Genomic DNA, 23,716 nt, shown 5'->3' with positions numbered 1-23,716 from the left:
AAACATCAAGGCGCCATCATAGCGATAAAAATGGAAACATTTGTTGCTGATGGGATACAATTTATATCTTATCGTCTTTTTATAATTTCCATGGATCGCTTGTCTGCCTTGTTGCTGCAATTTGGCTTTTCAGCCGACACTTTCTTCGAGGGAACGTTTTGCGGCAGCAACCACTTCCCCGCGCAACCGGGAAGGGGCCATCTGCACCTGGTGCGCGAAGGGTCGGTGACCTTCGTCCACGCAGACGGCACCCGGCTGCGCGTCGATGCGCCCACGCTGATTCTTTACCCGCGCCCGCAGGCGCACGGCCTCGACACGGGTGCCGGCACGGCGCGGCTGCTATGCGCGACCGTGCATCTGCCCGGCGACGACGGGGCCGTGATCGACAGCCTGCCGCCGTGCCTGCCGCTGCCGCTGGCGCAACTGCCGGCCATGGCTGGCCTGCTCGATCTGCTGTTCGACGAGGCGCAACATGGGGGACTGGGGCAGAAACTGGTGCTCAACCGCCTGTGCGACGTGCTGATCGTCCAACTGCTGCGCCATGCGCTGGCCAACCATCTCATGCCCGCCACATGCCTGCTCGACCAATCCGATGCCGCCCTCGCCAACGCCATGACGGCCATGCACGACCATCCCGGGCGCCACTGGACGGTGGCATCGCTGGCGACGCTGTGCGGCATGTCGCGCAGCCGCTTCGCGCGCCAGTTCCACGCCGTCATCGGATGTCCGCCGGCCGAATACCTGACGGGCCAGCGCATGCTGCGCGCCCAGGCGCTGCTCCAGCAGGGCCGGCTGGTGCAGGATGTCGCGCTGGAAGTGGGCTATGCCAGCCAGCCGGCCTTCACCCGGGCCTTCCGCGCATACAGCGGCTTGTCGCCGCGCGAATGGCTGGCGCAGGGAGCCAACTAAAAATCGAGCGCCCGCAAGACCACGCTGCTGACCAGCAGATCGCGGCTCAGATAAGCGAAGGCGCGCTGGCCCATGCGCAGGCGGTGGGTGTCGAAGATGAGCAGCCAGTCGCCGCCCTGTCCCTGGTCCAGGCTGCGCAATGCCGTCACGGTGATGCGGCAAGTCTTTTCCACGCCGAAGACGCTCAGATGGAAGCGGATGGCGTCGCCCGCCGGTTCGAGCGCGATGCTGTCGCGCAGGATGTCATAGGGCATGGCCGCCGCCCCCGTTCATTTGGCGACGGTGGCCGAAGCGGCATGCCGTGGCAAGTCGATGATGAAGACGCAGCCATGGCCAGGCACGCTTTTCACGCTCAAGGTGCCGTCATTCGCTTCCACGCTGCGCCGCGCAATCGACAGGCCCAAGCCCAGGCCCGTCTTGTTGGCGCCGCCTTGCGTAAAGGGCAAAAACAAGTCATTTGCGGCCTGCGGCGGCATGCCGGCGCCGTTGTCTTCCACTTCGATCCTGATCCGCTCGCCGTGTGCATACGCGCGCAGCACCACCGCACCCTTCGGCGAGCCAAACTTGAAGGCATTCTGCAGCAGGTTGCCCACGGCGGAGAGCAACAAATCCTGATCCGCATTGAGCTGCAGCAAGGGTGCAACCTCGTCCACGATCAAGGTGCAGCACAGCAAGTCCGCTTCCAGGCTGGCCGAATAGCGCAGTTCACTGATGAAGTTGTCCAAGTAAAAGACCGAGCGTTGCAAGGTCAGGCCCGCCTCCACCCGCACCTCCGCCAGCGAGCGGTCGATCAGGGTACGCAAACCCACCAGGCTGCGGTCGAGCACGGCGCCAGTGGCGCCCGTCACTCCCATGCCGCCCTGTTTGATGGCGGCGACAGCCAGGCTGGCAGTGCTGAGATGATTGCGCAGCTCATGGGCAAAGTAGCCGATGCGCTGGCTCAGCTGCACGGCCTGCTCGTCGGCGATCAGCACGTCGCGCCGTTGGGAAAATTCGGATACGGCTTCGGCAATGCCGTTGTCGAGACAGCGGTTCAGCGTCCTGAATTCCTCGACGGCAAATTGCTCGTCCAGCGCCACGGCCAGATCGCTGACAGCCTGGCACAGGTCGCCATAATCGTGCACCACCTGGCTGACGGAATAGCCGAGCGCCAGCAATTGCCCGCCGTGCGTGCTGGCGCTGTCGGCCAGTTCCGATGTACTCGCCGCACTGCCGTCGGCGGAACCAGAAATTGCCAGGCTTTGCGCCAGCTTACCCGCTTCTTCCGCCTTCAGAGTGCGGATCAGCTGGTCCAGGAAGATGGGGATGCCTTCCCTTAACTGTATTTCAGTCGAAAAACGCATGGGCCGCTTGGCGACCTTGTCACGACAACGGCGCTCCAGCTCGGCGCGATTTTCCGCTAGGAATAAATGCATCATGGCGTTTTCGGTAATCTCAATGATTAAGAACAAGCCAGCCTAGCGCGATGATCCGTCAAGCACCGTCTGTTACCGTACATACTTACTTACGCGCACGCATCGGCCCTCCCCTGTGCTATTGTCATCATGTACATCACCAGGCAGGAGCCATGCATGAGCAACATCGTTACCAGCGTCTCGTTCCGCTACATCGATCCGCGCCACAAGGAACCGGGCCCGAGCCGGGAATTCATCAACCAGAACATCCTGCTGCCGTCGGGCGCCCATCTGCCGCGCATGGGCGAAGCCATCGAACTGATGCACTGGGACTTGAATCGCGACATGAAATCGGGCGTATATGCGGTGCTGTTCGTCCACACGCGCATCGCCTTGTTTGACGGCAACGACAAGCCGTCCGGCTGGCACACGACGATCACCGTGGGCCCGCAATCCGATGAGATCGACGCGCGCTTCCTCACTGCCCCCTCCTGATGCCCGTGCGGCCCTTGTTGCGGCCAGGCCCGGCCACCTAAAATAGTGCTTTTATAAAACATGACCGTGACGGCAGCCGGTGGCGCCGTCACGCGCAAGGAAAGACGACGACACTGATGAGTACTCTTGTAGAGCTGGTAACACAGGAAATGACGGCGGCCATCCACGCCTGGTTCGATGAACGCCTGCAGCGCAACGACCTGGAACAATCCGTCAAACGCACGACCTTGCAAGCGGGCATTTTCAATGACTTCATGCTCGACTACAAGCCAGGGCGCGCGATCGCCGACGATATCGACCTGGACTTCGACGACGACGCGCGCCCCGGCACGGCGGCGCGCCTTGACGATGCGCAAATGCGCGACGATGTCGTGCCACAACTGACGGCCGTGGTACAGGCCCGCCTGGCGCCGCTGGTGGACACGCCGATGATCGACTACCGCTTCACTTGCCGTGGCAAGTTCCAGACGGCGCAGGGCAAGCTGCACCTGACGTTGCTGGAATACGTCAACGAGGATAAACGCCAGGCCTTGCTGGAAAACATACACGCGTACATTGGGCAAAAGCTCACGCATGGCAAGCATCCGACGCAGCCGCTGGAAACGTTCTTCCTGGCACGCCACCTGCTCGACCCGCAGCTGTTCCCGCAGCTCGACGTGGCCTGGACCATCGCCCAATACGAACGCATCCAGGCCTTGAACAAGACCCAGCCGGACGACTTGGCCAGGCACCGCGCCGACATCATCCGCGCCATCACGCAATGGGCGGAAAACGTTTTCCTGCCGCAGTTTTATGACCGCGCGCTGTCCGCCTACCGCGCCACCGAATACACACTGAAAGCGGGCGCGGCGCCCGATGCACAGGCACTGCAGCCGATCGACCTGCTGCTGTATGGCGCGGTGATGATCTTGCGCCATGACGCCAGCTACGCCAAGTCAAAGGGCTTGAAATTCCTGGAAATCGCGCGCGAACTGGGCAGCGAACGGGCCGTGCGCATGCTCAAGGAAGGCAGCGGCACCTTCCCCGATGCCGACATCCACCTGAAAAATGCGCTGCTGGAATGCCGCGCCAACGATGTGTTTGCCACGATCAGCATCACGATTGCCCGGGAAGAGGCAGACGCGTATGCGCAGGCGCTGGCCTTCATCACGCATTTGCTGCGGAACGGTTTTCCGAAAAGCTACCAGATCAAGCTCAAGGCCAAGTTCAAGCAATATCTGCCGATCAAGGGACTGGCGAAATCCGACACGCACCGTTTCTTTGCCAACGCCCTCGCCCATGCGTCCCTGCAGCCGCAACTGGAAGCGTATGCGCGCGCCGCCATCGAGCAATTCGAATTCTATGCGGACACGGAAGGCGAAAAGAATTGCATGCCCGGCAGCTACGCCACGTTCGGCCTGGGCTTGCTCGATGCGCGTTATTTTCCCCTGGTGCAGCACTACATGGCCAGCGTCGACGAGGAACACCAGGGCGTACAGGACCAGTTCACGGCCGCCTTTGCTGAGCAGCATGGCGTGACGACGGAGTCCATCCCCGTGCTGGCGGCCTGCCTGCGCGCCTGCACGGACAACGCCAAGGTGAAAATCCAGACGGAACTGGAAGAGGTGGAGAAGCTGGAACTGTTCTGCCAGCAACTGCAAGGGCTGGAAGGCTATCTGGTCGAGCACATGCTGTATCCGGTCTGGGGCAAGCTGGAAAAACTGGCCACCCTGGCGCGCAAGGCGGACGGCCGGCGCAAGGAGCTGCTGCTGGCCTTGCTGGAAGCGGCCAGCAAGACCGACGCCTGAAGTGCGCAACGTTATGACTTTCACCATATATAATGCGCGCGCCAGCGTTGCTATAAGGCATCTTTTGGCACCTGACATCGAATCGTGGAGAAAATACATGCACAAGCAATTCCCTGCCGCCAGATTGCTGGCCGCCACCCTCGCCGCCGCGCTGATGCAGCCAGTCATGGCTGCTGAACCCACCGCCGTGGAACTGGCGCCGCTAGCCGTCGCCAACCTGTACATCAAGACCATCATCAACCAGGATGAAGCCAGCGTCGCCCAGCTCAACGCCTACCTGCGCCCCACCCGTCTGGCGGGCCAGCAAAGCGCCGAATACGCGTCGTACAGCGGATTGAAGGAAGCGGACGCCAAGTTTCCAACGGAAACCGGCAAGCTGATCGCCGACCTGTTCCCGGCCCCCATGCGCGCGGCCGTGACGCCGGCCGCCGAATTGCTGGCCGCGAACGTCATCGCCGCCAAGAATGGCGCCGCGTGCCAGGCCACCAAGGCGGACCCGGTCACCGTGGAAAACGGCATGCAGACGGCCGCCGTCAGCTTCGAGTGCCAGGTCGTCAAGGTGCCCGTGGCGTGGGCGGCTGCCGCCCAGCAATTGGCGAAGAGCGGCTGCAAGGTCGAGCAATGCAAGGCCGGCCTGCAAAAGATCGCCGCGACCTACACCAGCGCACCGAAGCAGACGTGGCGCGCCGTGTTTGCCGTCAGCCGCGAAAAGGACTCGGAAGCCTGGCGCAACGATTTCGCGCGCGAAACTTTCGATGAAATCTGGGACTACCTGTAATCCTGGCCTCGTTTAGAATGGCTGGATGGACAAATTGACACCGGCACCACAGCCTGCGGGCCTGGCCGTGCTGCGCTTGATCGACCCCGACCATGTGGAAGGCGCGGTGGTCAGGCAAGCGCTGGCGCAAGAATTGCCTGCCCTGCACGGCAGGCAATTGCTGGCGCTGCTGCGCCGGCTGCGTGCCGCGCAATCCAACCAGCAGCACTATGCGGGCGCCAGCGTCGAACAGGCGGAACAGCATTTCGGCGCCGCCATCGCCGCCGTCAAGGCGGAGCTGGCCACGCGTCCGCACATTCCCAACAAGCAGGAAGCGAAGGCCCTGCGCCAGGCGGCGGCAAAGAAGCGCTGAACGGGTCTGCGGTGCGTGGGCGGGCACGGCCCTCCTTCTATAATCGATGACGATACATTGTTTTCCGCACTGAAAGGACTCCCCATGCCCACACGCTTTTCCCGCCATCTGGCCGGCTGCGCCGTACTTGCCGTCTCCGCCCTGACCACCATGCAGGCGGCCCATGCCCAGCCGACAGGCCCCATCGATGCGCGCGCCGTGTGGCAGGAACGTTCGCTGTCGGCTTGCCGCAGCGAACAATCCCAAACTGCGCCCGACGTCTGCCTGCTGCGCACCATGCAGCGCTCGGGCGCGCGCCCGCAAGCCATCGCCGCCGCCAACATGCTGGTGAAGGCGAACAAGGCCGGCTTTATCTCCGCCTGGCGCCCGCTGGGCAAGGCGGCCCTGGCCACCGTCACCTATCCGTTTCGCGCCAACACGAATGAAGGTAGCTTGCTGATCGGCAGCGATGGCGCCGCCATCGACGTCGACGAGGACTCCGTGCGCGAGGAAGACCGCGCCACCCCGGCCTGGCGCGCGTTTGCCGCCGCCCATCCGGACGCCGTGCCGTTCGCCCCCGCCGACTTTATTGGCAGCACGACGACCGCCGATGGCGGCCAGAGCGTGCTGTTTTCCACGCCCCTGAAGAGCTGCCATGCCTGCGCCGACGATGGCGCGCTGCTGGTCGCCTACACGATCGACAAGACGGGAATCGTGCGCGAGCGCAAGCTATTGACGATCAAGTAATGCTGCGCCAAAGATAAGATAGAATTGCTTGGTGGCATGTCCATACATATACATGCCATCGATCCGACTTACTTATCCTTTATCACGGGAAAACATGCGCCGCTCTTGCCTTGCACTGCACCTCACCGCCGCCCTGCTGCTGTCCAGCCCCTTCCACCTCGCCCATGCCGCACCGGCCGCTGCCGCCAGCGCGGCCACGCCGCTCGTCATCGGCGACAGTTTCACGATCGATTCGCAGGCGCTGCAGGAACAGCGCCACATCAATGTGTACATGGCGCGCGCCTGGGATACGCCGCGCGACGCGCCGCTGCCCGTGCTGTACATGCCCGACGGCGGCGTGGCGGAAGACTTTTTACACGTGGCCGGCTTGCTGCAAGTGTCGGTGGCGAATGGCACGATGCGCCCCTTCATGCTGGTCGGCATGCAAAACACGCAGCGCCGGCGCGACTTGACAGGCCCAACGCAGAGCGCGGAAGACCGCAAGATCGCCCCCGTGGTGGGTGGCGCGCCGGCCTACCGGGCCTTCATCCGCGATGAACTGATGCCGGAAATCAAACGGCGCTACCGCACGACGGGCGAAACGGCCATCGTCGGCGAATCGCTGGCGGGCCTGTTCGTGGTGGAAACGTATCTGCTGGAACCGCAACTGTTCGACCATTACCTGGCCTTCGACCCCAGTCTGTGGTGGAATCATGGCGCCCTGCCGCGTCAGGCGGCGGCCCTGCTGGCCAAGGGCAAGCCGGGCAAACACAGCCTGTACCTGGCGTCCAGCAGCGAGGCGGGCATCGCCGTCGAAGTGCAGCGCCTGGCCCAGGTGCTGGAAAAACAGGCGCCGCCCGGCTTGCAATGGCACCAGGAAAAGATGCCGGAAGAGACCCATGGCACCATCTACCATCCGGCCGCCTTGAAAGCATTCCGCGCCGTGTTCAAGCCTATTACCGCGCCGCAATAAGCGGCACGGCTACGCCACCGGCAGCGCCTGCCCCATCTGCTCGCGCAGCCAGTGCAGCAAGGTGGCGCGGCGCGCATCGCCGTCGAACAGCAGCGGCGACAGCAGGAAATAGCCGCTGCCGTCGCGCCGGAAACCCTGGGGCGCGACCAGGCGCCCGCTGTCGATATCTTCGCGCACCATGAAGACGGAGCCGACCGCCACGCCCAGGCCGGCGCAAGCGGCTTGCAGACTCAGATAGAAATGCTCGTAGGTCTGGCTGTCGCCGTGGCCGAGGCTACTACTGCCGTCGTCCGTGCCGACGGCGCGCCAGTGCGCCCAGGCGGCCGGGCGCGACGCCGTGTGCAGCAGGCGTTGCGCGGACAAGTCCAGCCGCCCTTGCCGCAGCAGGGCCGGCGCGCACACAGGCGCGATCCATTCGTCGCACACCTTTTCCGCATGCAATGCCGCATCCCACGCAAAATCGTTGCGCCGCAGCGCCACGTCCACCGCGTCGCGCTGGAACGCCACCGGCCCGCCCGAGGCGAACAGGTGCAGCGGCACTTCCGGATGGCGCTGGTAAAAGTCGCCGAGGCGCGGGATCAGCCATTTCATCGCAATCGTCGGCTCGCATGACACCACCAGCGGCGCCGGGCGGGTCGGCTGGCGCACCGCATCGAGGGCGGCGTCGAGCCGTTCGAACGCCTGCTGCACGGCATCGCGCAACTGCGCGCCCGGTGCGGTCAGAAAGACGCCGCGGTTGCGGCGCTCGAACAAGGCCGTGCCCAGCGACGTTTCCAGCAGGCGGATTTGCCGGCTGACCGCCCCGTGCGTCACGTGCAGCTCGTCCGCCGCCTGGACAAAACTGCCCAGCCTGGCCGCCGCCTCGAAGAAACGCAAGCTACCGAGTGCTGTCTGTCTGGTCATGATCTGTCATTTTTTCTCACATATATCGGCAAGATATCATCGTTTTTCATCGGCCGCCATTATCGCGATAATGCGTGTTCCGGCCGGCGGCATCGGTGCAGTGCCTTGCCCCTACAGGCGACGAATACTCACCGATTGCCATGCGGCCGCCACCCTCCAAGGAAGAGACATGATCGCATTGCTTGCCGTTGCATTGATTACCCTGCTGGCCTCCATCGTCCCCGGCCCCGATTTCGCGATGGTCACGCGCAACAGCTATCTGCATGGACGCCGCGCCGGCTTGCTGGCCGCGCTCGGCATCGCGCTGGGCGTGCAAGTGCACGTGTTCTATACGATGTTTGGCGTGGGACTGGTCATCGCCAGTTCACCGGCGCTGTTTACAGCGATCAAGTTTGTCGGCGCCGTGTACCTGATCGTGATCGGCTGGAAAACCTGGAGCAACCGCGCGGGCCTCATCATCGACCTGCATGGCGGCGCCAGCGTGCCCCGGCACAAGATCCTGCTCAACGGCTTCCTGACGAATGCGCTGAACCCGAAAACCACCTTGTTCGTCATCAGCACCTACACCCAGGTGGTGCAGCCGGGCACGCCATTGAGCGTCCAGTTCGGCTATGGGCTGTGCATGTCCGCCATCCACCTGGCCTGGTTTGCCCTCGTGGCCATCTTTTTCTCGCAAGCGCGCTTTCGTTTGCGCATGGTCAAGCACCAGCGGACCCTCGACCGGCTGATCGGCACGCTGCTGATGGCGCTGGGCGTGCTGCTGGCCTGCGCCAACATGGACAAACTGTAATGGCGCGCACGGCTCAGGCACACGCTACGGCGGGTAAAATCGGCGGTTAATCTTCCCCCGCCCGAGTCCCGCCCCCATGAGCTTTTTGCAACTATTTATTCTTTCCATCGTCCAGGGCTTCGCCGAACTGCTGCCCGTGTCCAGCTCCGCCCACGTCATCATGGCGGAAAAATGGATGGGCCTGGACCCCACGTCGCCGGAACTGACCATGCTGCTGGTGATGTTGCACACCGGCACCATGTTCGCCGTCATCGTGTATTTCTGGGCATCCTGGCGCGCCACGTATTTCAGTTCGACCGCCGCCTTCCGCAGCAATGTGCTGCTGCTCGCGGCCGCCACGGCGCTGACGGGCATCGTCGGCTTCGGCTTGCTCAAGGGCATTACCCATTTCATGAGCAAGGATGCGCCCGGCTTTGAAATCGAGCACCTGTTCGGCAATGCGAAACTGATGGCCGCCGCGCTGGCCGCCGCCGGCGTGCTGATCATCGTCTCCTCGCGCCTGCAGGCGCGCCAGCATGGCACCTTGTCCATTGGCAAGGCGATGGTGATCGGCGCCGTGCAAGGCCTGTGCCTGCCCTTCCGGGGTTTTTCCCGCTCGGGCGCCACCATTTCCGCCGGCATCGCCATGGGCGTGCCGCAACGCCGCGCCGAGGAATTCAGCTTTGCCCTGGCCGTCGTGCTGACGCCAGCCGTGCTGGTCAAGGAAGGCTGGCGCTTTTACCAGGCCGTGGCAAATGGCAGCCTGGACCATCTGGAACACGGCAACAGCATGCTGCACCTGCTCGGACCCAGCCTGCTGGGCATGCTGCTATCGTTCCTGGCCGGCTTGCTGGCCTTGCGCTGGCTGTCGCGCTGGCTGGAACAGGGCCGCTGGCATTTCTTTGGCGCGTATTGCCTGCTGGCCTCTGCCGTGGTGCTGTACGTAGGGTAAAATCGCCGGGTTTGTAGTTTGCAACTAACCATCCCAGCCAGGTTTTACTGAAAGCCAACGATGAATTTCGCCGCCACCGCCGCCCTCTCCCTCGCCATGTCCACCGATGCCTTCGCGGCCGCCGTGGGCAAGGGCGCCGCCCTGCACAAGCCGCAATGGCGCGAGGCGCTGCGCACGGGCCTGATCTTTGGCGTCATCGAAGCCATCACGCCCATCATTGGCTGGGCCCTGGGTAGCGTGGCCGCACCCTACGTGGAAGCGTGGGACCACTGGATCGCCTTCAGCCTGCTGGGCATCATCGGCCTGTTGATGATACGCAATGCCCTGTCCGACGCCGACGAGGACGAAGCGCCGGCCCAGTCGCACTCGTTCTGGGTGCTGGCCGTCACGGGCCTGGCCACCAGCATCGACGCCATGGTGGTCGGCGCGGGCCTGGCATTGTTGGGCGCCAACATCGTCGTCACGGCCGCCGCCATCGGCTTTTCCACCTTCGTCATGGTGACCCTGGGCGTGATGCTGGGCCGCGTGCTGGGCACGGTGGCGGGCCGGCGCGCCGAACTGGTGGGCGGCCTGGTGCTGATCATCATCGGCTGCGTGATCTTATACGAGCATATCGGCCATCCGGCCTGAAGCCCGGGCTGGCGCGAAAAGCTGGCCCAGCAGCTCCACCAGCAAGGCGGCGCAACTGCCATCCGGGTCCTTGTCGGGATCGAACACTGTCACGCTCATGCCGCAGCAGCAGCCGCCGTCGCGCACGGCACGCAGGATGGCCAGCAAGGCGTCCGGCGCAATACCGGGGCTGCCCGGGGAATCGACGGCAGGCATCAGCGCCTGATCGAGCACATCGACATCCAGGTGCAGCCAGAAGCGCCGCGCTTCAGCCCTGTCCAGCACGGCATTGATGCGGCTGGCCACGACGGCGGGACCGGCCGCGTTGGCATCGAACACGTCGATGCGCGTGATGGCCGTATCATTCACGTCCGGCCAGGCGAAATCGGCGTCGCGGTTTTCCCGCTCCCCCAATTGCACGATATGCTCTTCCGCTACCAGCGGCGCCGCCACGCCGGGCCAATGCGTCATCAGCGCTTCGCCCCGGCCCGTGGCCAGGGCCAGGTCCATGCCGGCCACGGCGCCCAGGGTTTGCGCGGGGTCATAATTGCCCGGATGGCGGAAATCGCTATGCCCATCCACATGCACCAGCGCAACGCCGCCAGCGCGCCGGGCGCCTGCCAAGGCCCCCAGCAGCACGGAACAGTCGCCGCCTATGACCAGCGGAAACGCGCCGCGTGCATGGCTGTCGGCAACGCGCGCGGCCAGTTCCAGGTTGAATGCGCGCATCGTCACGCCGTTATACAGGCGCGTGCCAGGCTGCGCCAGGGGCGTATAGGCGGGGCGCGGCAGTGGCACGATGGCGATCGCGCCCACGGCCGCTGCCAGGCCATTCGCCATCAGCACGGCTGGCGCGCGCCAGGTACCCGGCTCATGGCCGGGAGCCAGGGGCCGCAGCCCCAAGTTGGAAGGAGCAAGAATAATTTCCATGAGGATGACTTTACAATCCAGGTTGACGTGCGGACACACAGCGTGCCGCCGGGCCTCATGATAGCCGCAACGCAGACCTGGCAGGCGCGCACGCCGCGATCACCGGGCGTGGGCAAAGACGCGCTTTGTGCTACATTGAATACTCTGCATTCCTGTCTCGCAAGGTGACCATCATGGAAACTCTGGAGCTGCTTTTTGCCGCGCTGGTGCGCGACACGGCCGTGTCGATACGCGACCACCATGTCCCCTTTGCCATCAAACACGACGAGCGCGCCTATTTCGAGTGGATGGACGGGCATCCGATCAATGGCTATATCCAGGAAGCGTATCGCGAGATCGAAGAGACGGCCCAACAGATCCGCGCCATTCGCGCTGGGTGATGACGCTTGCCGCAAGCTACTGCGCGGGGCGCTAGTTGAATGCGTTCAAGGGACGTATTGATACAAATCAAACACTCAGCTGTTCGATACGCTTAAAAAGGTCTGAGCCACCACAATCAGGTCTGGAGGCGGGAGACATGGATCAGCAACAAAAACATCAGATCCGGGGCTATGAATTTCATGTGGCGGGGGCGCTGGAGAAGGATGGACGCTATCGGGGCATGATTTTGATCAGCAAGCGCGGCGATACGCAGCAGGTGTATGCCAAGCCCGTCCTGATAGAAACGCCCAGCAGCTTCAAGTCCGCGCATGCGGCCTTGATCGAGGCATCGGCGTACGCCCAGGAACTTATCTATAGTGGCGCCATCACGGCGCTGCTGCCCGCCGATGCGCCGGCCGGCGACAAGCAGGCGCCACAGCCGCCTGACCTGGTCGGCAATTAAGCCTCGGCAAGGAGCGGCGCGTATAATCGCGTTCCCCTTGCTAAGAGTGCGTCATCATGGAATTTGTGAATCTACCGCTGGTCTTCCTGGTCGGCTGCGCGCTGATCGCCTTGCTGGCCAAGAAGAATGGCTACTCGTGGTACCTGTTTTTCTTCGCCATTGCCGTGCCGGCGCCCCTGTTGCTGCTGGCCTTGCCGCATGTGCTGGGCGCGGAGGCCGCTTCGCTGACCTCCGTACGTCTGGGCACGGCCCTGCTGTTCCCGTGCGCAGGCCTGCTGCTGGCCTTGCGTCGCCAAAGCTGACGCTGCGCGCAGCTTAACGTGCCTGCATCCCATCGGCCAGGCGCCAGCCGACGGACAGCGCCAGTTGCTGCGCCTCTTTTTCATTGCTGCAATCGTCGTAGTCGCAGGTATCCGCATACGCGCCGCGCGCCTGGTTCTGGCTGACATACGAGCCGACCCACCGGCCATCGCGGCGCTGGCAAGCCGTGGCGCTGATCGTAAAACCTTTGTGGATGGTGGGATTTTCAAACGACATAATTCCTCCGATGCATGAAGCGTCAGCCACCTGACTGACTTCCACTGTGCGCCATAGCCCGCCCGCAGTCTGTACGTTGGCCCACACCCACGCCTGCGTGCCAGACCGCGCGCACCATGGCGATCGGGTATGATTTCGCCATGTGTGGACGATTCGATCAAAATGACACGGCGCGCGTGCTGGCGTCGTCCTTCGGCTGGACCGACGCGGTGTTCGACAGCGAGGCAGAACCGCACCTGAACGTCTCGCCCGGCACTTACCGGCCCGTGCTGCATATCCAGGATGGCGTGCACCGGGTCGACGACGTGTTCTGGGGCTACCGCCCTGCTTGGGCCGCACAGGCCGTGCCCGCGCCCGGCAAGAAAAAAATCCCCATCGCCATCAATGCGCGGCTGGAAAAACTCGCCGGCGCCTACTGGAAACCCTTGCTGCGCGCGGGGCGCGGCATCGTCTGCGTGTCCGGCTGGTATGAATGGACGGGGGAAAAAGGTAGCAAGCAGCCGTGGCACATCCACCGCCGCGACCGCGCGCCCCTGTTCCTGCTGGCGCTGGCCCATTTCGGCCCCTGGAAGTTCAGCCGCGAGGAAGCGGGCTTCGTGCTGGTGACGGCCGACAGCCTCGGTGGCATGGTCGACATCCACGACCGCCGCCCCGTGGCCGTCAGCCGGGAAGACGCGCACCGCTGGCTGGACCCCGCGCTCCCCCCCGAGCAAGCGCTGCACCTGGCGCGCACCTGCATGCTCGACGTGGATTTGTTCGAGTGGCATGCCGTCGATAATCCGCTGGTGCCGTCCGCCAAACCCAGGGCGCCGCCGCCGGCGTCGCCGCAAGGCGCCTTCGACTGGGGCGCCGACTAGCTCAAGCGGGCAGGCGCGCCAACCGGCGCCACAGCGCTTCCATCGGTCCCTGGCGGAAGTGCCGCAGCCAGTAGCGGCTGAGCAGCACCTGCCCCGCCATGATGATGACCGCCAGGCCCAGCATCTCGGCGGGACGCAGTGTGGCGCCCCAGCCCAGGCCCGGCCCCTGCAGCAGCCAGGTGCCGAGCAACGATTGCAGCAGATAATTGCTCAGCGCCATGCGCCCCACGGGCGCCAGCCATGTGCCCAGCCAGCCCAGCAGGAAGGGACCGGTCAGCATCAGCGCGGCCACATAGCCGGCCGCCAGCACGGGACCGCCCGCGAACAGGCCCACTTCGAACAGGGCCGTATCGAACACGGTTTGATACGGATCGGCCACCTGCCACGCGATGGCGCCTGCCGCCAGCAGATTGAACGGCAAGCCCACGCCCAGCCCCACGGCGCGCACCCGGCGCCACAGGCGCTGGTGGCGCCGCGGCTGCGTCAACCAGTCGCAGCGCACGGACAAGATGCCCAACAGGAACAGCACGATGATATGCGGCAGCATGACGATGGCGTACAGCAGCGAGGCGAGGAAATCGTTGGCGCGCAGCCTGGCCACGGCCCACGCGCCGCCTTGCGTGTAAATCGCGTAGCGGTCCGCAAAGCCTTGCAGGTCGCGCGCGATGTCCGGCGCGCCGCCCTGCTGGCCCACGGGAATCAACAAGCACATGAATAATAGAAAACCGGCCGCCACCAGCCAGGCGCGGTTGCGCACGCGGCTGAGCCTGGCGGCCGCCAGCGGCAGGATCAGCATGCCGGCGACCGCATACGAGGTCAGCACGTCGCCGCTCCAGATGAGGAACCCGTGCAGCAGGCCAAACACCAGCAGCCAGCGCAAACGGCGCCGGTAAGCCGATTGCGCCTGCTCCCAGCCGCCTAGCTGGCGTTTCAGGGAACGTGTCTGCAAGGCAAAGCCGGCGCCAAACAGAAACGCGAAGATGGGATAGAACTTGAATTGCGCCAGCGCAGCGACAAAAAAAATGACAAGCTGGTCCAGCACGGGCGGCTGCGCGGGCAAGGTGCCGTAGCGCAGGGACAGCGTGCCCCAGGCAAAGCCCCATATATTCACCAGCAAGATGCCAAACACGGCGATGCCGCGCAGCACATCGAGCTGCAACAGCCTGCCGGGTTTGGCGCTTATGGAGTTCAGGGGCGTGCCAGGGCCGGGTAATCACCCACCTGCAGGCTGAAGCCGGACGCATCCGATTGCAGCCGCGCCTGGCCGCCGAACGGCAAGGTGACCCGGCGGCGGATGTGGCCGAATTCCAGCCCCGTCAGCACGGGTACGGGCAAGCGCTGGCGCACATACGCCAGCATGACGTCGAAATCGTAGCCCTTGTCCATCGGGCTCAATTTATAGCCGGAAAAGTCACCGAGCACCACGGCTTGCTGGCGCCCAATCACGCCCGCGTGCAGCAATTGCAGCAGCATGCGCTCGACCCGGTACGGGTGTTCGTTGACGTCTTCCAGGAACAAAATGCCGCCGTCGACCTGGGGGAAATATGGCGTGCCCAGCAAGTGGACCAGCATGGCTAGGTTGCCGCCCCACAGCTTGCCTTGCAATTCGACCTGCGGATTGCCGGCAGACACGCCCATGACCGTGTGCGTGGGACCGGCCAGGCACGACCACAGCTGATCGAGCGTAAACTGCTCGGGTTCGTCGCGCGTAAAATCGTCGCAGACCATGGGACCGGCAAAGCTGGCGCGGCCCGTCTTGGCCAGCAAGCCCATGTGGAAGGCCGTGAAATCGCTGTAGCCGACAAACAGTTTGCGGCTGGCCGCCATGCGTTCGAAATCGATGTCGGGCAGGATGCGGCTGATGCCGTAGCTGCCGCGCAGGGCGAGCACCACCTGCACGTCCGGATCGGCGGCGGCCGCGTTCAGCTGCGCCAGGCGGCCCGCATCCGTGCCGCCGAAGCGCTGGAAGGTGTGCTCGGGGTCGTAGTAATTGTGGACGGTGGCGCCTTGCGCCTGCAAGCGGGCGATGCCGCGCTCCACGGTCGCCTCATCGGGCGCGCAACCGCCGGGCGCCACGATGGCGATGCCAATTTCAGGTGTCTTCAAAATATGCCTGGCTAGTCAAGTAGTGGGCGCGCCAGCTTACTTTCAAGCTGGCTGGGAGCGCATCTGGGGCGCCATCTTACCTTGCAGATGCACATCGATCAAGGCGAGCAGGCGCTCGATCAGTTGGGGCGGCATGTCGTGTCCCATGCCTTCGATCACTTCCAGCCGGGCGCCCGGAATCAGCGCCGCCGTATCGATGCCGCAAGCGACAGGGATCAAGGGGTCGGCCGCGCCATGGATCACCAGCGCCGGACAGCTGATGCTTGGCAACAGCGCCGTGCGTTCGCCCGAGGCGGCAATGGCCACCATTTGCCGCGCCACGCCTTCGGGGCAACTGCCCCGCTGCAACGTCGCTTCGATGCGCTGGTACAGCAATTTTTCCGAGACGGGATAGGCGGGACTGCCGATGACGCGCACGGTGGCCGCCATGTGCGCCATCAGTTCGGCGCGGCTGGCATTGCGTTTCGGACGTTGCAACAAGGCGTTGCGCGCCGCCCGCGTGGGGCCGGGCAAGCCGCGCCGGCCGCTGCTCGACATGATGGAAGTCAGGCTGAGCACCTGCTGCTGCGCGCGCGCCGCCATCACTTGCGCGATCATGCCGCCCATCGACACGCCGATCACGTGCGCCTGAGCAATACGCAGGGCCGTCAGCAAGCCCAGCGCATCGTCCGCCATGTCATTGAGGGTGTAGGAAGTTTTCAGGGGCCAGCCGATGAGGTTTTTCACGTAGGCCAGCGGCAAATATGGTTTACCCGCCTGCGCCATCTTGCTCGACAGGCCGCTGTCGCGGTTGTCGAAACGCACGACGCGAAAACCTTGCTCGACGATGCCTTCGACGAAGTCCGCCGGCCAGGCGATCAGTTGCATGCCCAGGCCCATGACCAGCAGCACGCACGGATCGTTGGGATTGCCGTGGCTCTCATAAGCTATGTTGAGGCCGTTCGCCATGATGGTTGCCATGATTGCCTCTCTTCCAGGAACCAGCACGCAGGCACGATCGCTGCGGCCTTGCAATCAGCATACCACTATCGTGCTTCAGACATGAGACCGGCACGCGGCACCCATCCTGAAGTGTTGCTCTGCTTGCACATGACAGAACCTACTGCGCGTCGCGACTTGCGGCCTGCGATGCTCACCGTACCTTCGTACGGTTGCGCTTCTCGACCACAATTCGCTTCCGCTCGCTACGGTTCTGTCACGTGCTGATACTCATCAACTTGCAAAAAACATTATTTTGCCTTTGGCAGACTATCGGCCAGATCCACCCATGCTTGCGGCTGCGGTTTGCCGCGCTCGCGCACGCCGAAGAAGGAGACCACTTGCGTGCCGTCGTTGTCGAAGAATTCGACGGAAGTGACGCCGCCGCGCTTGACGACCCAGCCGCTGCGCAGGGCCGTGTCGCGGATGTGCAAATTAAAATCCGGGTCCAGCACGTTGAAGAAGCCGCCGGCGGCCATGGTTTTCTCGATCTTGCCGCTGTAGATCTGCGTCAAGCCTTCATTGCCCAGGAAGACCATGATGGCGACCTTGTCCCTGGCCGCGTTTTCCAGCAGGGTGCGCAGCGCTTGCGGCGTCACGCGCTCGACCACGCCGGCCGGTGCCAGGCGCAGCGCCTGTTCGCGCGTCAGGTGGAATTCGCGCATGATTTGCGCAAACTGGTGCACGTCCGTCATGTCTTTCCAGGCCAGCTGGAATTCCTTGACGTCGATTTCGCTGTCCGGCTTTTCCGCCGCTTTCGGTGCCACGGCCAGCACGTTCAATTCGGCGCTTTGCTGGGGCAGGCGGAAGGTCGCCACCAATTTATCGTAGACGGCCACGCCAGGCTCGTTGCGCAGGTAGATTTTGTGCACGGCCGTGCCATTGGCGTCAAAGAATTGCAGGCTGCGCGTGGGCTTGCCGTCGCGGCCCGCTTGCTCCACGGCAAATGCGTATTTCCAGTTTTCAAAGTGGAAACGCAGGTCGATCTGGCCGCCCAGGTAGCCGCCCGCGATATTGCGCTGGCGTGCTTCCGTTTCCGGGTCCTTGGCGTCGGCCTGCTCGGACTTGTCGCCCGCCTGCTTGAACTTGCTGGCGACGCCCGTCGTCTCGATGACGCCGTTCTCATTGCGCGTGATCGCTTGCACGAGGCCCAGGTCCAGCGCGGCGCGCATGATTTCGCGCGGCTGGTTGCCATCGGCCTGCAGGCGCGTGACGCCCTTGCCGATGTTAGTTGCCAGCAATTGCGCTTCCGACGCGCCCAGCGCGCGCGCCGCGTCGCGGATCTGCAGCTTGGGCTGCTCGGTGCGCAAGGTGGACCAGCGTTCCGCCAGGGTGGCTGGGGCCGCGTATGCGTTTGCAATCAGCAGGCTGCCTAGCAGGGATAGAACGAGTTTGGATAACTTCATAGAGAGACCATTCAATCAAACATGGAAAATAAGAGGGGCAAGCACCCCTCCCCGGTAAAAATTTAGAAATTGACGCTGAGGCTGGCGGCGAGGTTGCGGCCCGGCTTGGCGTAGCGCTCGATCTCGGCGCGATTGGCGGCCGTGGTGCCGGCGGACAGGCTGCGCGCGGCGGCGTAGTCCCAATACTTGCGATCCGTCAAGTTATACACGCCGACGACGATCTTCGCGTTCTTGTGCACGTTCCAGTAGGTCGACAAGTCAAAGATCGTGTACGACGGCACGCTGAAACGGGGCGCGGTCGTGCCCGTCAGCAAGTCGTTCGGCGCCTGTTTTTCGCCCGCATGCACGGCCGTCAGGGCCAGGCCGAACAGCTCGTTCGCATGGTCGTAGCCGAAGGTCAAGGCCGACTTGGCCGGTGCCACCGAGGCCAGGCCGCCGCTGTCGCCCGTCAGGCTATTGAAGGAGCGGCCCTTGGCCACGCCCGTTGCCAGGTCGACGTGGTAACCCTGCATCGCTGGCGCCCAGGCGCCCAGCTCCGCGCGCAGGGTCAGCTCGGCGCCCCAGGTGCGCGCATTGCCAATGTTTTCCGGACGGAACAGGCCCTGGGTGATGGTGGGATAGTTGACCGGATCATCTTCCTGCATCACATACTCGATCATGTTCTTGTATTCCGTCTGGTAGACGGACGCATGCATGCTCAAGCCCTTGACGATGTCGCCCTTCAAGCCCAGTTCATAGGCCTGGCTGGTTTCCTTGCGCAAATTCGCATTGCCCAGCACGGCATAGCCCGTACCCGCGCCCGTATAGCTGATGGAATCATAGGTGCCCGTGCGTTCGGCCGCCGTCGGCAGGCGCGTGCCGCGCGTCACGGTGGCGTAGGCGTTCATTTGCGGCAAGACTTCCACGGACAGGCTCAGGCTCGGCGTGAAATACGTGTCGCTCTGCTTGCGCACTTCCTTGGCTGCGCCAGGCACGCCGATGGCGTAACTTTGCAGGTTTTTCGGCGCGTCCTTGCGGTAATCGGCACGCAATCCCGGCGTCAGCACGGCCTTCTTGCCAGCCAGATCAAAGCTGAGATCGTCGCGCACGTACAGGGCCAGCTTGCTCGTGTCCATGTCGGCCATGCGGTTCTTGTTGGTGATCTGATGCTGGCCCGTGGCGACGACGGTGCGGTCTTCACGCCACGGCCGGCGCGTTTTCAGCTGTTCCAGCTGCACGCCGTACAGCAGCGCGTTGTCCGCATTGAGCTGCTTGAACGCTTCGGACGTGACGCCGATGCTGTCATTCTTGAAGCTGGTGTCGATGGAGCGCAAATAGTTGCCGCGGTACGTGTAGCGTCCGTTGGTCTTGTCTTGCGTTTTCGCGTTCTGGACATAGACTTTCGACGTCAGTCGGTCGAACAGGGCAAAATCCTTGAGCACCACATCGTGGCCCAGGCTGACGCGCGTACGTTTCGTGGTGGAATCCTGCTGCACGCCCGTCGGATAATACGTGCTGACCTTGCTGCGCAGATCGCGCTTGTTCTTGCGCTCGAACATATCGACCGTCAAGTCGAGCTTCTGTTCGCCCGGCAAGGTCCACACGAGCTTCGACAGCAAGGCGTTCGAATGCCAGTCGTCCGGGTTGACGGGGGTGGTGCCGCGGCTGTCCGTCTGCTCGCCATCGCGGTGCACGTAGACGGCCAGGCCCTGCAGATTGGCGCCGATTTTGGCGGCGCCCGTCAGGGTGTGCGCATTGCTGCGATCTGCCGTGGCGCGGCCGTATTTATAGGCGACATAGTGATCCCGCCCCTCGCCCAGGTAATCCTCGGGCGACTTGGTGATGAAAGCCACGCCGCCACCCAGGCCTGGATTGGCGCCGCTGGCGGCCGTCGTGCCCGAATCGATGCGCACTTCGCGGAAGGTTTCTGGGTCGAAATAATCACGGCCCGTGGCGAAGGCGTTGAGGGTGTTGCCGTCCGGCTTCGGCGCCGCGTCGGGCAGCGCAATGCCGTCGAGCTCCAGGCTGACCCGGTTGCCTTCCAGGCCGCGGATGTTGTAACCGGTGTTGCCCGAACCATCCCATACGCTGCCGCTGCCCGACGCCGCCGCTGGCGCGGTAATCAACGGCAGGTAGCGCACGATGCCGCCCATGTCCGTGACATTGCGGCGCTCCAGGTCGTCCGCCGTGACGACCGTCTTCGTGCCGGCGCGGCGTTCATAGTCCTGCTTGGCATTGACGACGATTTCCGGGAAGACAGGCAGCTTGGCCGGTTCCTGCGCCGCCGTGCCCGCGTTGATGGCGGCATTTTGCGCGCAAACCGGCAGCAGCGGCGCGGCGAACAGGCCCAGCAAGGCGGCGCGCAGCACCAGGTTGTGGCGGCGGGCAGGAACGGGAGATACGACGGGCGCAGCGGAGCGCTGCAGAAGCACTGTAGTCATGATGATCCGGTTTGAGAGTGGAGGCTGGCTCTTGAACCCGGATCGATAACGATGCGCAAGGGAAGTTTGCTGGCGAAAACAATACTGTAACACGAATCATTCTCATTTGAGAATGGCAAAGTGGTCTAGACAGATGTTATTTCGCAACAGTTACAAAAAATGCCAGCCGCGATGGCTGGCAAGGATGGCAAACACGACAAGGCCATCGCGGCCCTGCCCTGTCAGGCCGGCGGATGGGCCAGCTTGCGCGCTTGCGCCTGTGCGCGGCGGCGCTCGACAAAGAAACGCTTGAGGAAGGCGCCGCACTCGTCGGCCAGCACGCCGCCAACGATCGCCGTCTGGTGATTCAGCGCCGGCTGCTCGAACAGATTCAGCACGGAACCGCAGGCGCCCGTCTTCGGATCGCCCGCGCCATACACCACGCGCGCCAGCCGTGCATGCAGCATGGCGCCCGAGCACATCACGCACGGCTCCAGGGTCACATATAGTTCGCAGCCGGGCAGCCGATAGTTGCCCAGCTTCTCGGCGGCGGCGCGCAAGGCCATCACTTCCGCGTGGGCCGTGGGGTCATGGCGGCCGATGGGCTGGTTATAGCCCACGGCGATGACTTCGCCATCCTTGACGACGACAGCGCCCACGGGCACTTCGCCCAGGTCCCACGCGTACTGGGCCTGTTCCAGGGCCAGCTGCATGTAGCGCGCGTCCTGCGCGCCAGCGTGCGTTTCAGTCATCGGTCACTTCTGCCCAGCAATTCGGCGTTTCATGCAGCACCAGTTTATGCAGGTGCAAGCCGGTGCCGAAATGGTCGGTAAATGCCGCCTTCAGGATCTCGAAGGCGATGCGCGCCAGGTTTTCCACCGTCGGGATGCGGTCGATGACGACGGTTTTATGGTCGGGCAGGCTGGCCAGGAAGTCGCGCACGGCCGTGTCTTTTTCATACACGAGGAAGGCGTGGTCCCACACGTCGACCAGGTGCTGCTTGGCCAGGGTTTTCACGTCGGAAAAGTCCATGATCATGCCGTTGTCGGAATTGCCTTCCGCTTCGATGACCTTGCCGACCAGCGTGATTTCCACCGTGTAGCGGTGGCCGTGCAGGTTGCGGCACTGGCTTTTGTGATCGGGAATGCGGTGGCCCGCGTCGAATTCGAGCTTGCGTGTGATAGTCAGCATATTGTTTTGTTAAGGTATTTGCAGGAGTTTATGGGTTTGCAGGCTCAGCTTCCACTTCGGGTTGCTTTTGCACGTCTCGATGGCCAGCTGCAGGTTGTACGCGGCCAGGGGGCCGTCCATCGCCTGCACGAAGAAGTTCTCGAAGTCCAGTTGTTCGTAGGCGGCCAGGTCTTGCTGGAACTGGGGAATGACCACCTTGATTTCATTGCCTTTGTGTACGACCAGCGTCGAACCCATCTTCGGGCTGACGCAGATCCAGTCCACACCGGGCGGCACGGGCAAGGTGCCGTTGGTTTCGATGGCGATGGTAAAGCCCACCGCGTGCATGGCGTCGATCAGGGCCGTGTCCAGTTGCAGCAGCGGTTCGCCGCCCGTAAACACCACGTATTTGCTCGGTGCGTAGCTGGCCGGCCACAGGCTGTCGATCAGCGCGGCCAGTTCCTGCGGCGTCTTGAACTTGCCGCCCCGTTCGCCATCGGTGCCGACGAAATCCGTGTCGCAGAACTGGCACACGGCCGTGGCGCGGTCGCTTTCGCGGCCCGTCCACAGATTGCAGCCGGAAAAGCGGCAAAACACGGCCGGACGGCCCGCGTGCGCACCTTCGCCCTGCAGGGTATAAAAAATCTCTTTGATGCTATAAGTCACTGTATTTCCTAAGAGCTGGCTGGCGTCCTCGCGCAGGGCGACCGCCGCGATGCCCGCGCACAGCGCCGGAACCGCAAATGCCGATTGACAACCCTCTATTATATGTCGCCGCGACACTTCCCGTGCAAATGCCGTGCCCGCCACCTGGCGCCAAGGTGTCAACGGGCAAGAAAGCCACAGCGGCAGGCATAACTGCGTAGCTTTTGCGTTTAGACAATATAAATAACCCAAAGTTAATATATTTTCTGTAAGAACATTGCTTGTTGGAAAACATTTAGGGAGCAAGGACATGCTGCAACGCTGGATACGCCTGCCGTATCGCCTGAGCATTCTGGCCTGCCTGACGGCCGGCGCACTCGCATCCCTGTATGCCGGCCATGCCGCCGGGTCACTGGCGCAAGCCAGCCTGCCCTGGCCCCTGATGGCGGCCTGCGCCCTCGTGCCAGGCGCGCTGGCGCTGCTGCTGTGGCGCCAGCACCGGCTGCTCCAGCGCCAGCGGGCGCAGGAGCAGCTGCGCGCCGACGCCGAGCAGACGCGCCTGGCCAGCGGGCAACGCAAGGCGCGCGAACAGGAACGCCTGCGCATCGGGCGCGACATCCACGACGACCTGGGCCAGCATTTGCTGACCCTGAAAATCGACCTGTCCATGCTGCAGGCCAGCACGCAGGGCGCGACGCCCCAGCTGGCGCGGCAACTGGCCGTGATGGCGCGCAATGTCGACCTCAGCATCGCGGCGCTGCGCCGCGTCATCCACGACCTGCGCCCGCCCGCCCTCGATGCCGGCCTGCAAGCGGCGTGCGATGGCTTGCTGGCGGACTTCCAGCGCAGCACGGGCATCGATTGCAGCTGCGATTACCGGCTCGACGCCGCCGCCGGCAGCGCGCACGGCCCCCTGCTATACCACGCGCTGCAGGAAGCGCTGGCCAATATCGCCCGCCATGCGCGTGCCACGCATGTCCAGCTGTGCCTGCAACAGGCGGGCGACATCCTCGCCTGCCGCATCAGCGACGACGGCGTCGGACTGACCGGTTCGCCGCCGCGCCTCGGTTGCGGCCTGTCCGGCATGCATGAGCGCGTGGCCGCCGCCGGCGGCAGCCTGCACATCGCCAGCCACAGCGGCGCCGGCACCACCTTGCACCTGTCGCTGCCCCTGCCAGACTGCCGCCATGAAGAAGCGATGGTCCATCGCTGAAAATATTGCTCTATATCAACACCATC

General features: G+C 63.8%; 28 protein-coding genes. 15 read left to right on the top strand and 13 right to left on the bottom strand.

The window, feature by feature from the left end:
- Nucleotides 1-90: 90 nt before the first annotated feature.
- Nucleotides 91-909, top strand: coding sequence for an AraC family transcriptional regulator (locus KY494_RS01620; protein ID WP_219889622.1), 819 nt, complete (start codon nt 91-93; stop codon nt 907-909).
- Here KY494_RS01620 and KY494_RS01615 read toward each other — a convergent pair.
- Both KY494_RS01615 and KY494_RS01610 read right to left on the bottom strand, forming a co-directional pair.
- The gene (locus tag KY494_RS01615) at nt 906-1,163 is read right to left on the bottom strand and encodes a DUF1488 family protein (protein ID WP_219889621.1); all 258 of its coding nucleotides are present in this window, start codon (nt 1,161-1,163) and stop codon (nt 906-908) included. The genes KY494_RS01620 and KY494_RS01615 overlap by 4 nt on opposite strands.
- Nucleotides 1,164-1,178: 15 nt before the next feature.
- The gene (locus tag KY494_RS01610) at nt 1,179-2,327 is read right to left on the bottom strand and encodes a sensor histidine kinase KdpD (protein ID WP_219889620.1); all 1,149 of its coding nucleotides are present in this window, start codon (nt 2,325-2,327) and stop codon (nt 1,179-1,181) included.
- Nucleotides 2,328-2,480: 153 nt separating this feature from the next.
- Between KY494_RS01610 and KY494_RS01605 the strand changes: the two genes are divergently transcribed.
- The 6 genes from KY494_RS01605 (at nt 2,481) to KY494_RS01580 (ending at nt 7,393) form a co-directional block, all read left to right on the top strand.
- Nucleotides 2,481-2,798 (top strand): hypothetical protein, encoded by a 318-nt coding sequence (locus KY494_RS01605; RefSeq protein WP_219889619.1) that lies wholly within the window; start codon nt 2,481-2,483, stop codon nt 2,796-2,798.
- Between the two features lie 116 nt (nt 2,799-2,914).
- A complete protein-coding gene (locus tag KY494_RS01600; protein WP_219889618.1) occupies nt 2,915-4,585 on the top strand; it encodes a DUF6138 family protein in 1,671 nt (556 codons plus the stop codon).
- Between the two features lie 97 nt (nt 4,586-4,682).
- A complete protein-coding gene (locus KY494_RS01595; RefSeq protein WP_219889617.1) occupies nt 4,683-5,363 on the top strand; it encodes a hypothetical protein in 681 nt (226 codons plus the stop codon).
- A 25-nt stretch (nt 5,364-5,388) separates the two neighbouring features.
- Nucleotides 5,389-5,715 (top strand): hypothetical protein, encoded by a 327-nt coding sequence (locus KY494_RS01590; protein WP_219889616.1) that lies wholly within the window; start codon nt 5,389-5,391, stop codon nt 5,713-5,715.
- Nucleotides 5,716-5,799: 84 nt separating this feature from the next.
- Nucleotides 5,800-6,441: a hypothetical protein gene (locus KY494_RS01585; RefSeq protein WP_219889615.1), complete on the top strand. Its 642-nt coding sequence runs from the start codon at nt 5,800-5,802 to the stop codon at nt 6,439-6,441.
- A 94-nt stretch (nt 6,442-6,535) separates the two neighbouring features.
- Complete coding sequence (locus KY494_RS01580) at nt 6,536-7,393, top strand: alpha/beta hydrolase (protein ID WP_219889614.1); 858 nt, start codon at nt 6,536-6,538, stop codon at nt 7,391-7,393.
- A gap of 9 nt (nt 7,394-7,402) precedes the next feature.
- On the opposite strand, the gene KY494_RS01575 is transcribed toward KY494_RS01580, so the two are convergent.
- Nucleotides 7,403-8,296, bottom strand: a complete 894-nt coding sequence (locus KY494_RS01575) for a LysR substrate-binding domain-containing protein (protein ID WP_219889613.1) — start codon at nt 8,294-8,296, stop codon at nt 7,403-7,405.
- Between the two features lie 169 nt (nt 8,297-8,465).
- Between KY494_RS01575 and KY494_RS01570 the strand changes: the two genes are divergently transcribed.
- The 3 genes from KY494_RS01570 (at nt 8,466) to mntP (ending at nt 10,647) form a co-directional block, all read left to right on the top strand.
- Entirely contained in the window at nt 8,466-9,086 is a 621-nt protein-coding gene (locus KY494_RS01570) for a LysE family translocator (RefSeq protein ID WP_219889612.1), read from the top strand.
- 76 nt (nt 9,087-9,162) lie between these two features.
- A complete protein-coding gene (locus tag KY494_RS01565) occupies nt 9,163-10,017 on the top strand; it encodes an undecaprenyl-diphosphate phosphatase (RefSeq protein ID WP_219889611.1) in 855 nt (284 codons plus the stop codon).
- 60 nt (nt 10,018-10,077) lie between these two features.
- On the top strand, nt 10,078-10,647 hold the full coding sequence (gene mntP, locus KY494_RS01560; protein WP_099763654.1) for a manganese efflux pump MntP: 570 nt from the start codon (nt 10,078-10,080) through the stop codon (nt 10,645-10,647).
- On the opposite strand, the gene KY494_RS01555 is transcribed toward mntP, so the two are convergent.
- Nucleotides 10,618-11,556, bottom strand: coding sequence for an arginase family protein (locus KY494_RS01555; protein WP_219889610.1), 939 nt, complete (start codon nt 11,554-11,556; stop codon nt 10,618-10,620). The two genes, mntP and KY494_RS01555, sit on opposite strands and share 30 nt — an antisense overlap.
- A gap of 173 nt (nt 11,557-11,729) precedes the next feature.
- Here KY494_RS01555 and KY494_RS01550 point away from each other — a divergent pair, with 173 nt between their 5' ends.
- The 3 genes from KY494_RS01550 to KY494_RS01540 all read left to right on the top strand — a co-directional run bounded on the left by KY494_RS01550 (nt 11,730) and on the right by KY494_RS01540 (nt 12,681).
- Complete coding sequence (locus KY494_RS01550) at nt 11,730-11,936, top strand: hypothetical protein (RefSeq protein WP_219134330.1); 207 nt, start codon at nt 11,730-11,732, stop codon at nt 11,934-11,936.
- Nucleotides 11,937-12,073: 137 nt separating this feature from the next.
- Nucleotides 12,074-12,379 carry a hypothetical protein gene (locus tag KY494_RS01545; RefSeq protein ID WP_219889609.1) on the top strand — a complete coding sequence of 102 codons (306 nt, stop codon included), beginning with the start codon at nt 12,074-12,076 and terminating at the stop codon, nt 12,377-12,379.
- 56 nt (nt 12,380-12,435) lie between these two features.
- Nucleotides 12,436-12,681 (top strand): hypothetical protein, encoded by a 246-nt coding sequence (locus tag KY494_RS01540; RefSeq protein ID WP_219889608.1) that lies wholly within the window; start codon nt 12,436-12,438, stop codon nt 12,679-12,681.
- A gap of 13 nt (nt 12,682-12,694) precedes the next feature.
- Here KY494_RS01540 and KY494_RS01535 read toward each other — a convergent pair whose 3' ends face one another.
- Nucleotides 12,695-12,916 (bottom strand): hypothetical protein, encoded by a 222-nt coding sequence (locus KY494_RS01535; RefSeq protein WP_096235591.1) that lies wholly within the window; start codon nt 12,914-12,916, stop codon nt 12,695-12,697.
- A 140-nt stretch (nt 12,917-13,056) separates the two neighbouring features.
- Between KY494_RS01535 and KY494_RS01530 the strand changes: the two genes are divergently transcribed.
- A complete protein-coding gene (locus KY494_RS01530; protein WP_219889607.1) occupies nt 13,057-13,773 on the top strand; it encodes an SOS response-associated peptidase in 717 nt (238 codons plus the stop codon).
- Nucleotide 13,774: 1 nt separating this feature from the next.
- On the opposite strand, the gene KY494_RS01525 is transcribed toward KY494_RS01530, so the two are convergent.
- The 8 genes from KY494_RS01525 to queE form a co-directional block, all read right to left on the bottom strand.
- A complete protein-coding gene (locus KY494_RS01525) occupies nt 13,775-14,932 on the bottom strand; it encodes a DUF418 domain-containing protein (RefSeq protein WP_258194591.1) in 1,158 nt (385 codons plus the stop codon).
- Nucleotides 14,933-14,961: 29 nt separating this feature from the next.
- Nucleotides 14,962-15,879 carry a muramoyltetrapeptide carboxypeptidase gene (gene ldcA, locus KY494_RS01520; protein WP_219889606.1) on the bottom strand — a complete coding sequence of 306 codons (918 nt, stop codon included), beginning with the start codon at nt 15,877-15,879 and terminating at the stop codon, nt 14,962-14,964.
- Between the two features lie 42 nt (nt 15,880-15,921).
- Nucleotides 15,922-16,839 (bottom strand): alpha/beta fold hydrolase, encoded by a 918-nt coding sequence (locus KY494_RS01515; RefSeq protein WP_219889605.1) that lies wholly within the window; start codon nt 16,837-16,839, stop codon nt 15,922-15,924.
- A 269-nt stretch (nt 16,840-17,108) separates the two neighbouring features.
- On the bottom strand, nt 17,109-18,263 hold the full coding sequence (locus KY494_RS01510) for a hemin-degrading factor (RefSeq protein WP_219889604.1): 1,155 nt from the start codon (nt 18,261-18,263) through the stop codon (nt 17,109-17,111).
- A 62-nt stretch (nt 18,264-18,325) separates the two neighbouring features.
- Nucleotides 18,326-20,683, bottom strand: a complete 2,358-nt coding sequence (locus KY494_RS01505; RefSeq protein ID WP_219889603.1) for a TonB-dependent hemoglobin/transferrin/lactoferrin family receptor — start codon at nt 20,681-20,683, stop codon at nt 18,326-18,328.
- Nucleotides 20,684-20,904: 221 nt separating this feature from the next.
- The gene (gene tadA / locus KY494_RS01500) at nt 20,905-21,414 is read right to left on the bottom strand and encodes a tRNA adenosine(34) deaminase TadA (RefSeq protein WP_219889602.1); all 510 of its coding nucleotides are present in this window, start codon (nt 21,412-21,414) and stop codon (nt 20,905-20,907) included.
- On the bottom strand, nt 21,407-21,853 hold the full coding sequence (gene queD, locus KY494_RS01495) for a 6-carboxytetrahydropterin synthase QueD (protein ID WP_035819191.1): 447 nt from the start codon (nt 21,851-21,853) through the stop codon (nt 21,407-21,409). Before queD ends, tadA begins: the two co-directional genes overlap by 8 nt.
- Before the next feature lie 9 nt (nt 21,854-21,862).
- Nucleotides 21,863-22,498 carry a 7-carboxy-7-deazaguanine synthase gene (gene queE, locus KY494_RS01490; RefSeq protein WP_219889601.1) on the bottom strand — a complete coding sequence of 212 codons (636 nt, stop codon included), beginning with the start codon at nt 22,496-22,498 and terminating at the stop codon, nt 21,863-21,865.
- A gap of 289 nt (nt 22,499-22,787) precedes the next feature.
- Here queE and KY494_RS01485 point away from each other — a divergent pair, with 289 nt between their 5' ends.
- The gene (locus tag KY494_RS01485; protein ID WP_219889600.1) at nt 22,788-23,690 is read left to right on the top strand and encodes a sensor histidine kinase; all 903 of its coding nucleotides are present in this window, start codon (nt 22,788-22,790) and stop codon (nt 23,688-23,690) included.
- The last annotated feature ends 26 nt before the right edge of the window (nt 23,691-23,716 follow it).

This window comes from Janthinobacterium sp. PAMC25594 (genome assembly GCF_019443505.1).
Taxonomy (GTDB): Bacteria; Pseudomonadota; Gammaproteobacteria; order Burkholderiales; family Burkholderiaceae_D; genus Janthinobacterium.
This window is presented reverse-complemented; position numbering and strand designations above follow the sequence as displayed.

Excerpts from the sequence above, each read along its gene's own strand:
- KY494_RS01620 (WP_219889622.1), top strand. The coding sequence starts at position 91 with ATGGATCGCTTGTCTGCCTTGTTGCTGCAATTTGGCTTTTCAGCCGAC.
- KY494_RS01615 (WP_219889621.1), bottom strand. The coding sequence starts at position 1,163 with ATGCCCTATGACATCCTGCGCGACAGCATCGCGCTCGAACCGGCGGGC.
- KY494_RS01610 (WP_219889620.1), bottom strand. The coding sequence starts at position 2,327 with ATGATGCATTTATTCCTAGCGGAAAATCGCGCCGAGCTGGAGCGCCGT.
- KY494_RS01605 (WP_219889619.1), top strand. The coding sequence starts at position 2,481 with ATGAGCAACATCGTTACCAGCGTCTCGTTCCGCTACATCGATCCGCGC.
- KY494_RS01600 (WP_219889618.1), top strand. The coding sequence starts at position 2,915 with ATGAGTACTCTTGTAGAGCTGGTAACACAGGAAATGACGGCGGCCATC.
- KY494_RS01595 (WP_219889617.1), top strand. The coding sequence starts at position 4,683 with ATGCACAAGCAATTCCCTGCCGCCAGATTGCTGGCCGCCACCCTCGCC.
- KY494_RS01590 (WP_219889616.1), top strand. The coding sequence starts at position 5,389 with ATGGACAAATTGACACCGGCACCACAGCCTGCGGGCCTGGCCGTGCTG.
- KY494_RS01585 (WP_219889615.1), top strand. The coding sequence starts at position 5,800 with ATGCCCACACGCTTTTCCCGCCATCTGGCCGGCTGCGCCGTACTTGCC.
- KY494_RS01580 (WP_219889614.1), top strand. The coding sequence starts at position 6,536 with ATGCGCCGCTCTTGCCTTGCACTGCACCTCACCGCCGCCCTGCTGCTG.
- KY494_RS01575 (WP_219889613.1), bottom strand. The coding sequence starts at position 8,296 with ATGACCAGACAGACAGCACTCGGTAGCTTGCGTTTCTTCGAGGCGGCG.
- KY494_RS01570 (WP_219889612.1), top strand. The coding sequence starts at position 8,466 with ATGATCGCATTGCTTGCCGTTGCATTGATTACCCTGCTGGCCTCCATC.
- KY494_RS01565 (WP_219889611.1), top strand. The coding sequence starts at position 9,163 with ATGAGCTTTTTGCAACTATTTATTCTTTCCATCGTCCAGGGCTTCGCC.
- mntP (WP_099763654.1), top strand. The coding sequence starts at position 10,078 with ATGAATTTCGCCGCCACCGCCGCCCTCTCCCTCGCCATGTCCACCGAT.
- KY494_RS01555 (WP_219889610.1), bottom strand. The coding sequence starts at position 11,556 with ATGGAAATTATTCTTGCTCCTTCCAACTTGGGGCTGCGGCCCCTGGCT.
- KY494_RS01550 (WP_219134330.1), top strand. The coding sequence starts at position 11,730 with ATGGAAACTCTGGAGCTGCTTTTTGCCGCGCTGGTGCGCGACACGGCC.
- KY494_RS01545 (WP_219889609.1), top strand. The coding sequence starts at position 12,074 with ATGGATCAGCAACAAAAACATCAGATCCGGGGCTATGAATTTCATGTG.
- KY494_RS01540 (WP_219889608.1), top strand. The coding sequence starts at position 12,436 with ATGGAATTTGTGAATCTACCGCTGGTCTTCCTGGTCGGCTGCGCGCTG.
- KY494_RS01535 (WP_096235591.1), bottom strand. The coding sequence starts at position 12,916 with ATGTCGTTTGAAAATCCCACCATCCACAAAGGTTTTACGATCAGCGCC.
- KY494_RS01530 (WP_219889607.1), top strand. The coding sequence starts at position 13,057 with ATGTGTGGACGATTCGATCAAAATGACACGGCGCGCGTGCTGGCGTCG.
- KY494_RS01515 (WP_219889605.1), bottom strand. The coding sequence starts at position 16,839 with ATGGCAACCATCATGGCGAACGGCCTCAACATAGCTTATGAGAGCCAC.
- KY494_RS01510 (WP_219889604.1), bottom strand. The coding sequence starts at position 18,263 with ATGAAGTTATCCAAACTCGTTCTATCCCTGCTAGGCAGCCTGCTGATT.
- KY494_RS01505 (WP_219889603.1), bottom strand. The coding sequence starts at position 20,683 with ATGACTACAGTGCTTCTGCAGCGCTCCGCTGCGCCCGTCGTATCTCCC.
- tadA (WP_219889602.1), bottom strand. The coding sequence starts at position 21,414 with ATGACTGAAACGCACGCTGGCGCGCAGGACGCGCGCTACATGCAGCTG.
- queD (WP_035819191.1), bottom strand. The coding sequence starts at position 21,853 with ATGCTGACTATCACACGCAAGCTCGAATTCGACGCGGGCCACCGCATT.
- KY494_RS01485 (WP_219889600.1), top strand. The coding sequence starts at position 22,788 with ATGCTGCAACGCTGGATACGCCTGCCGTATCGCCTGAGCATTCTGGCC.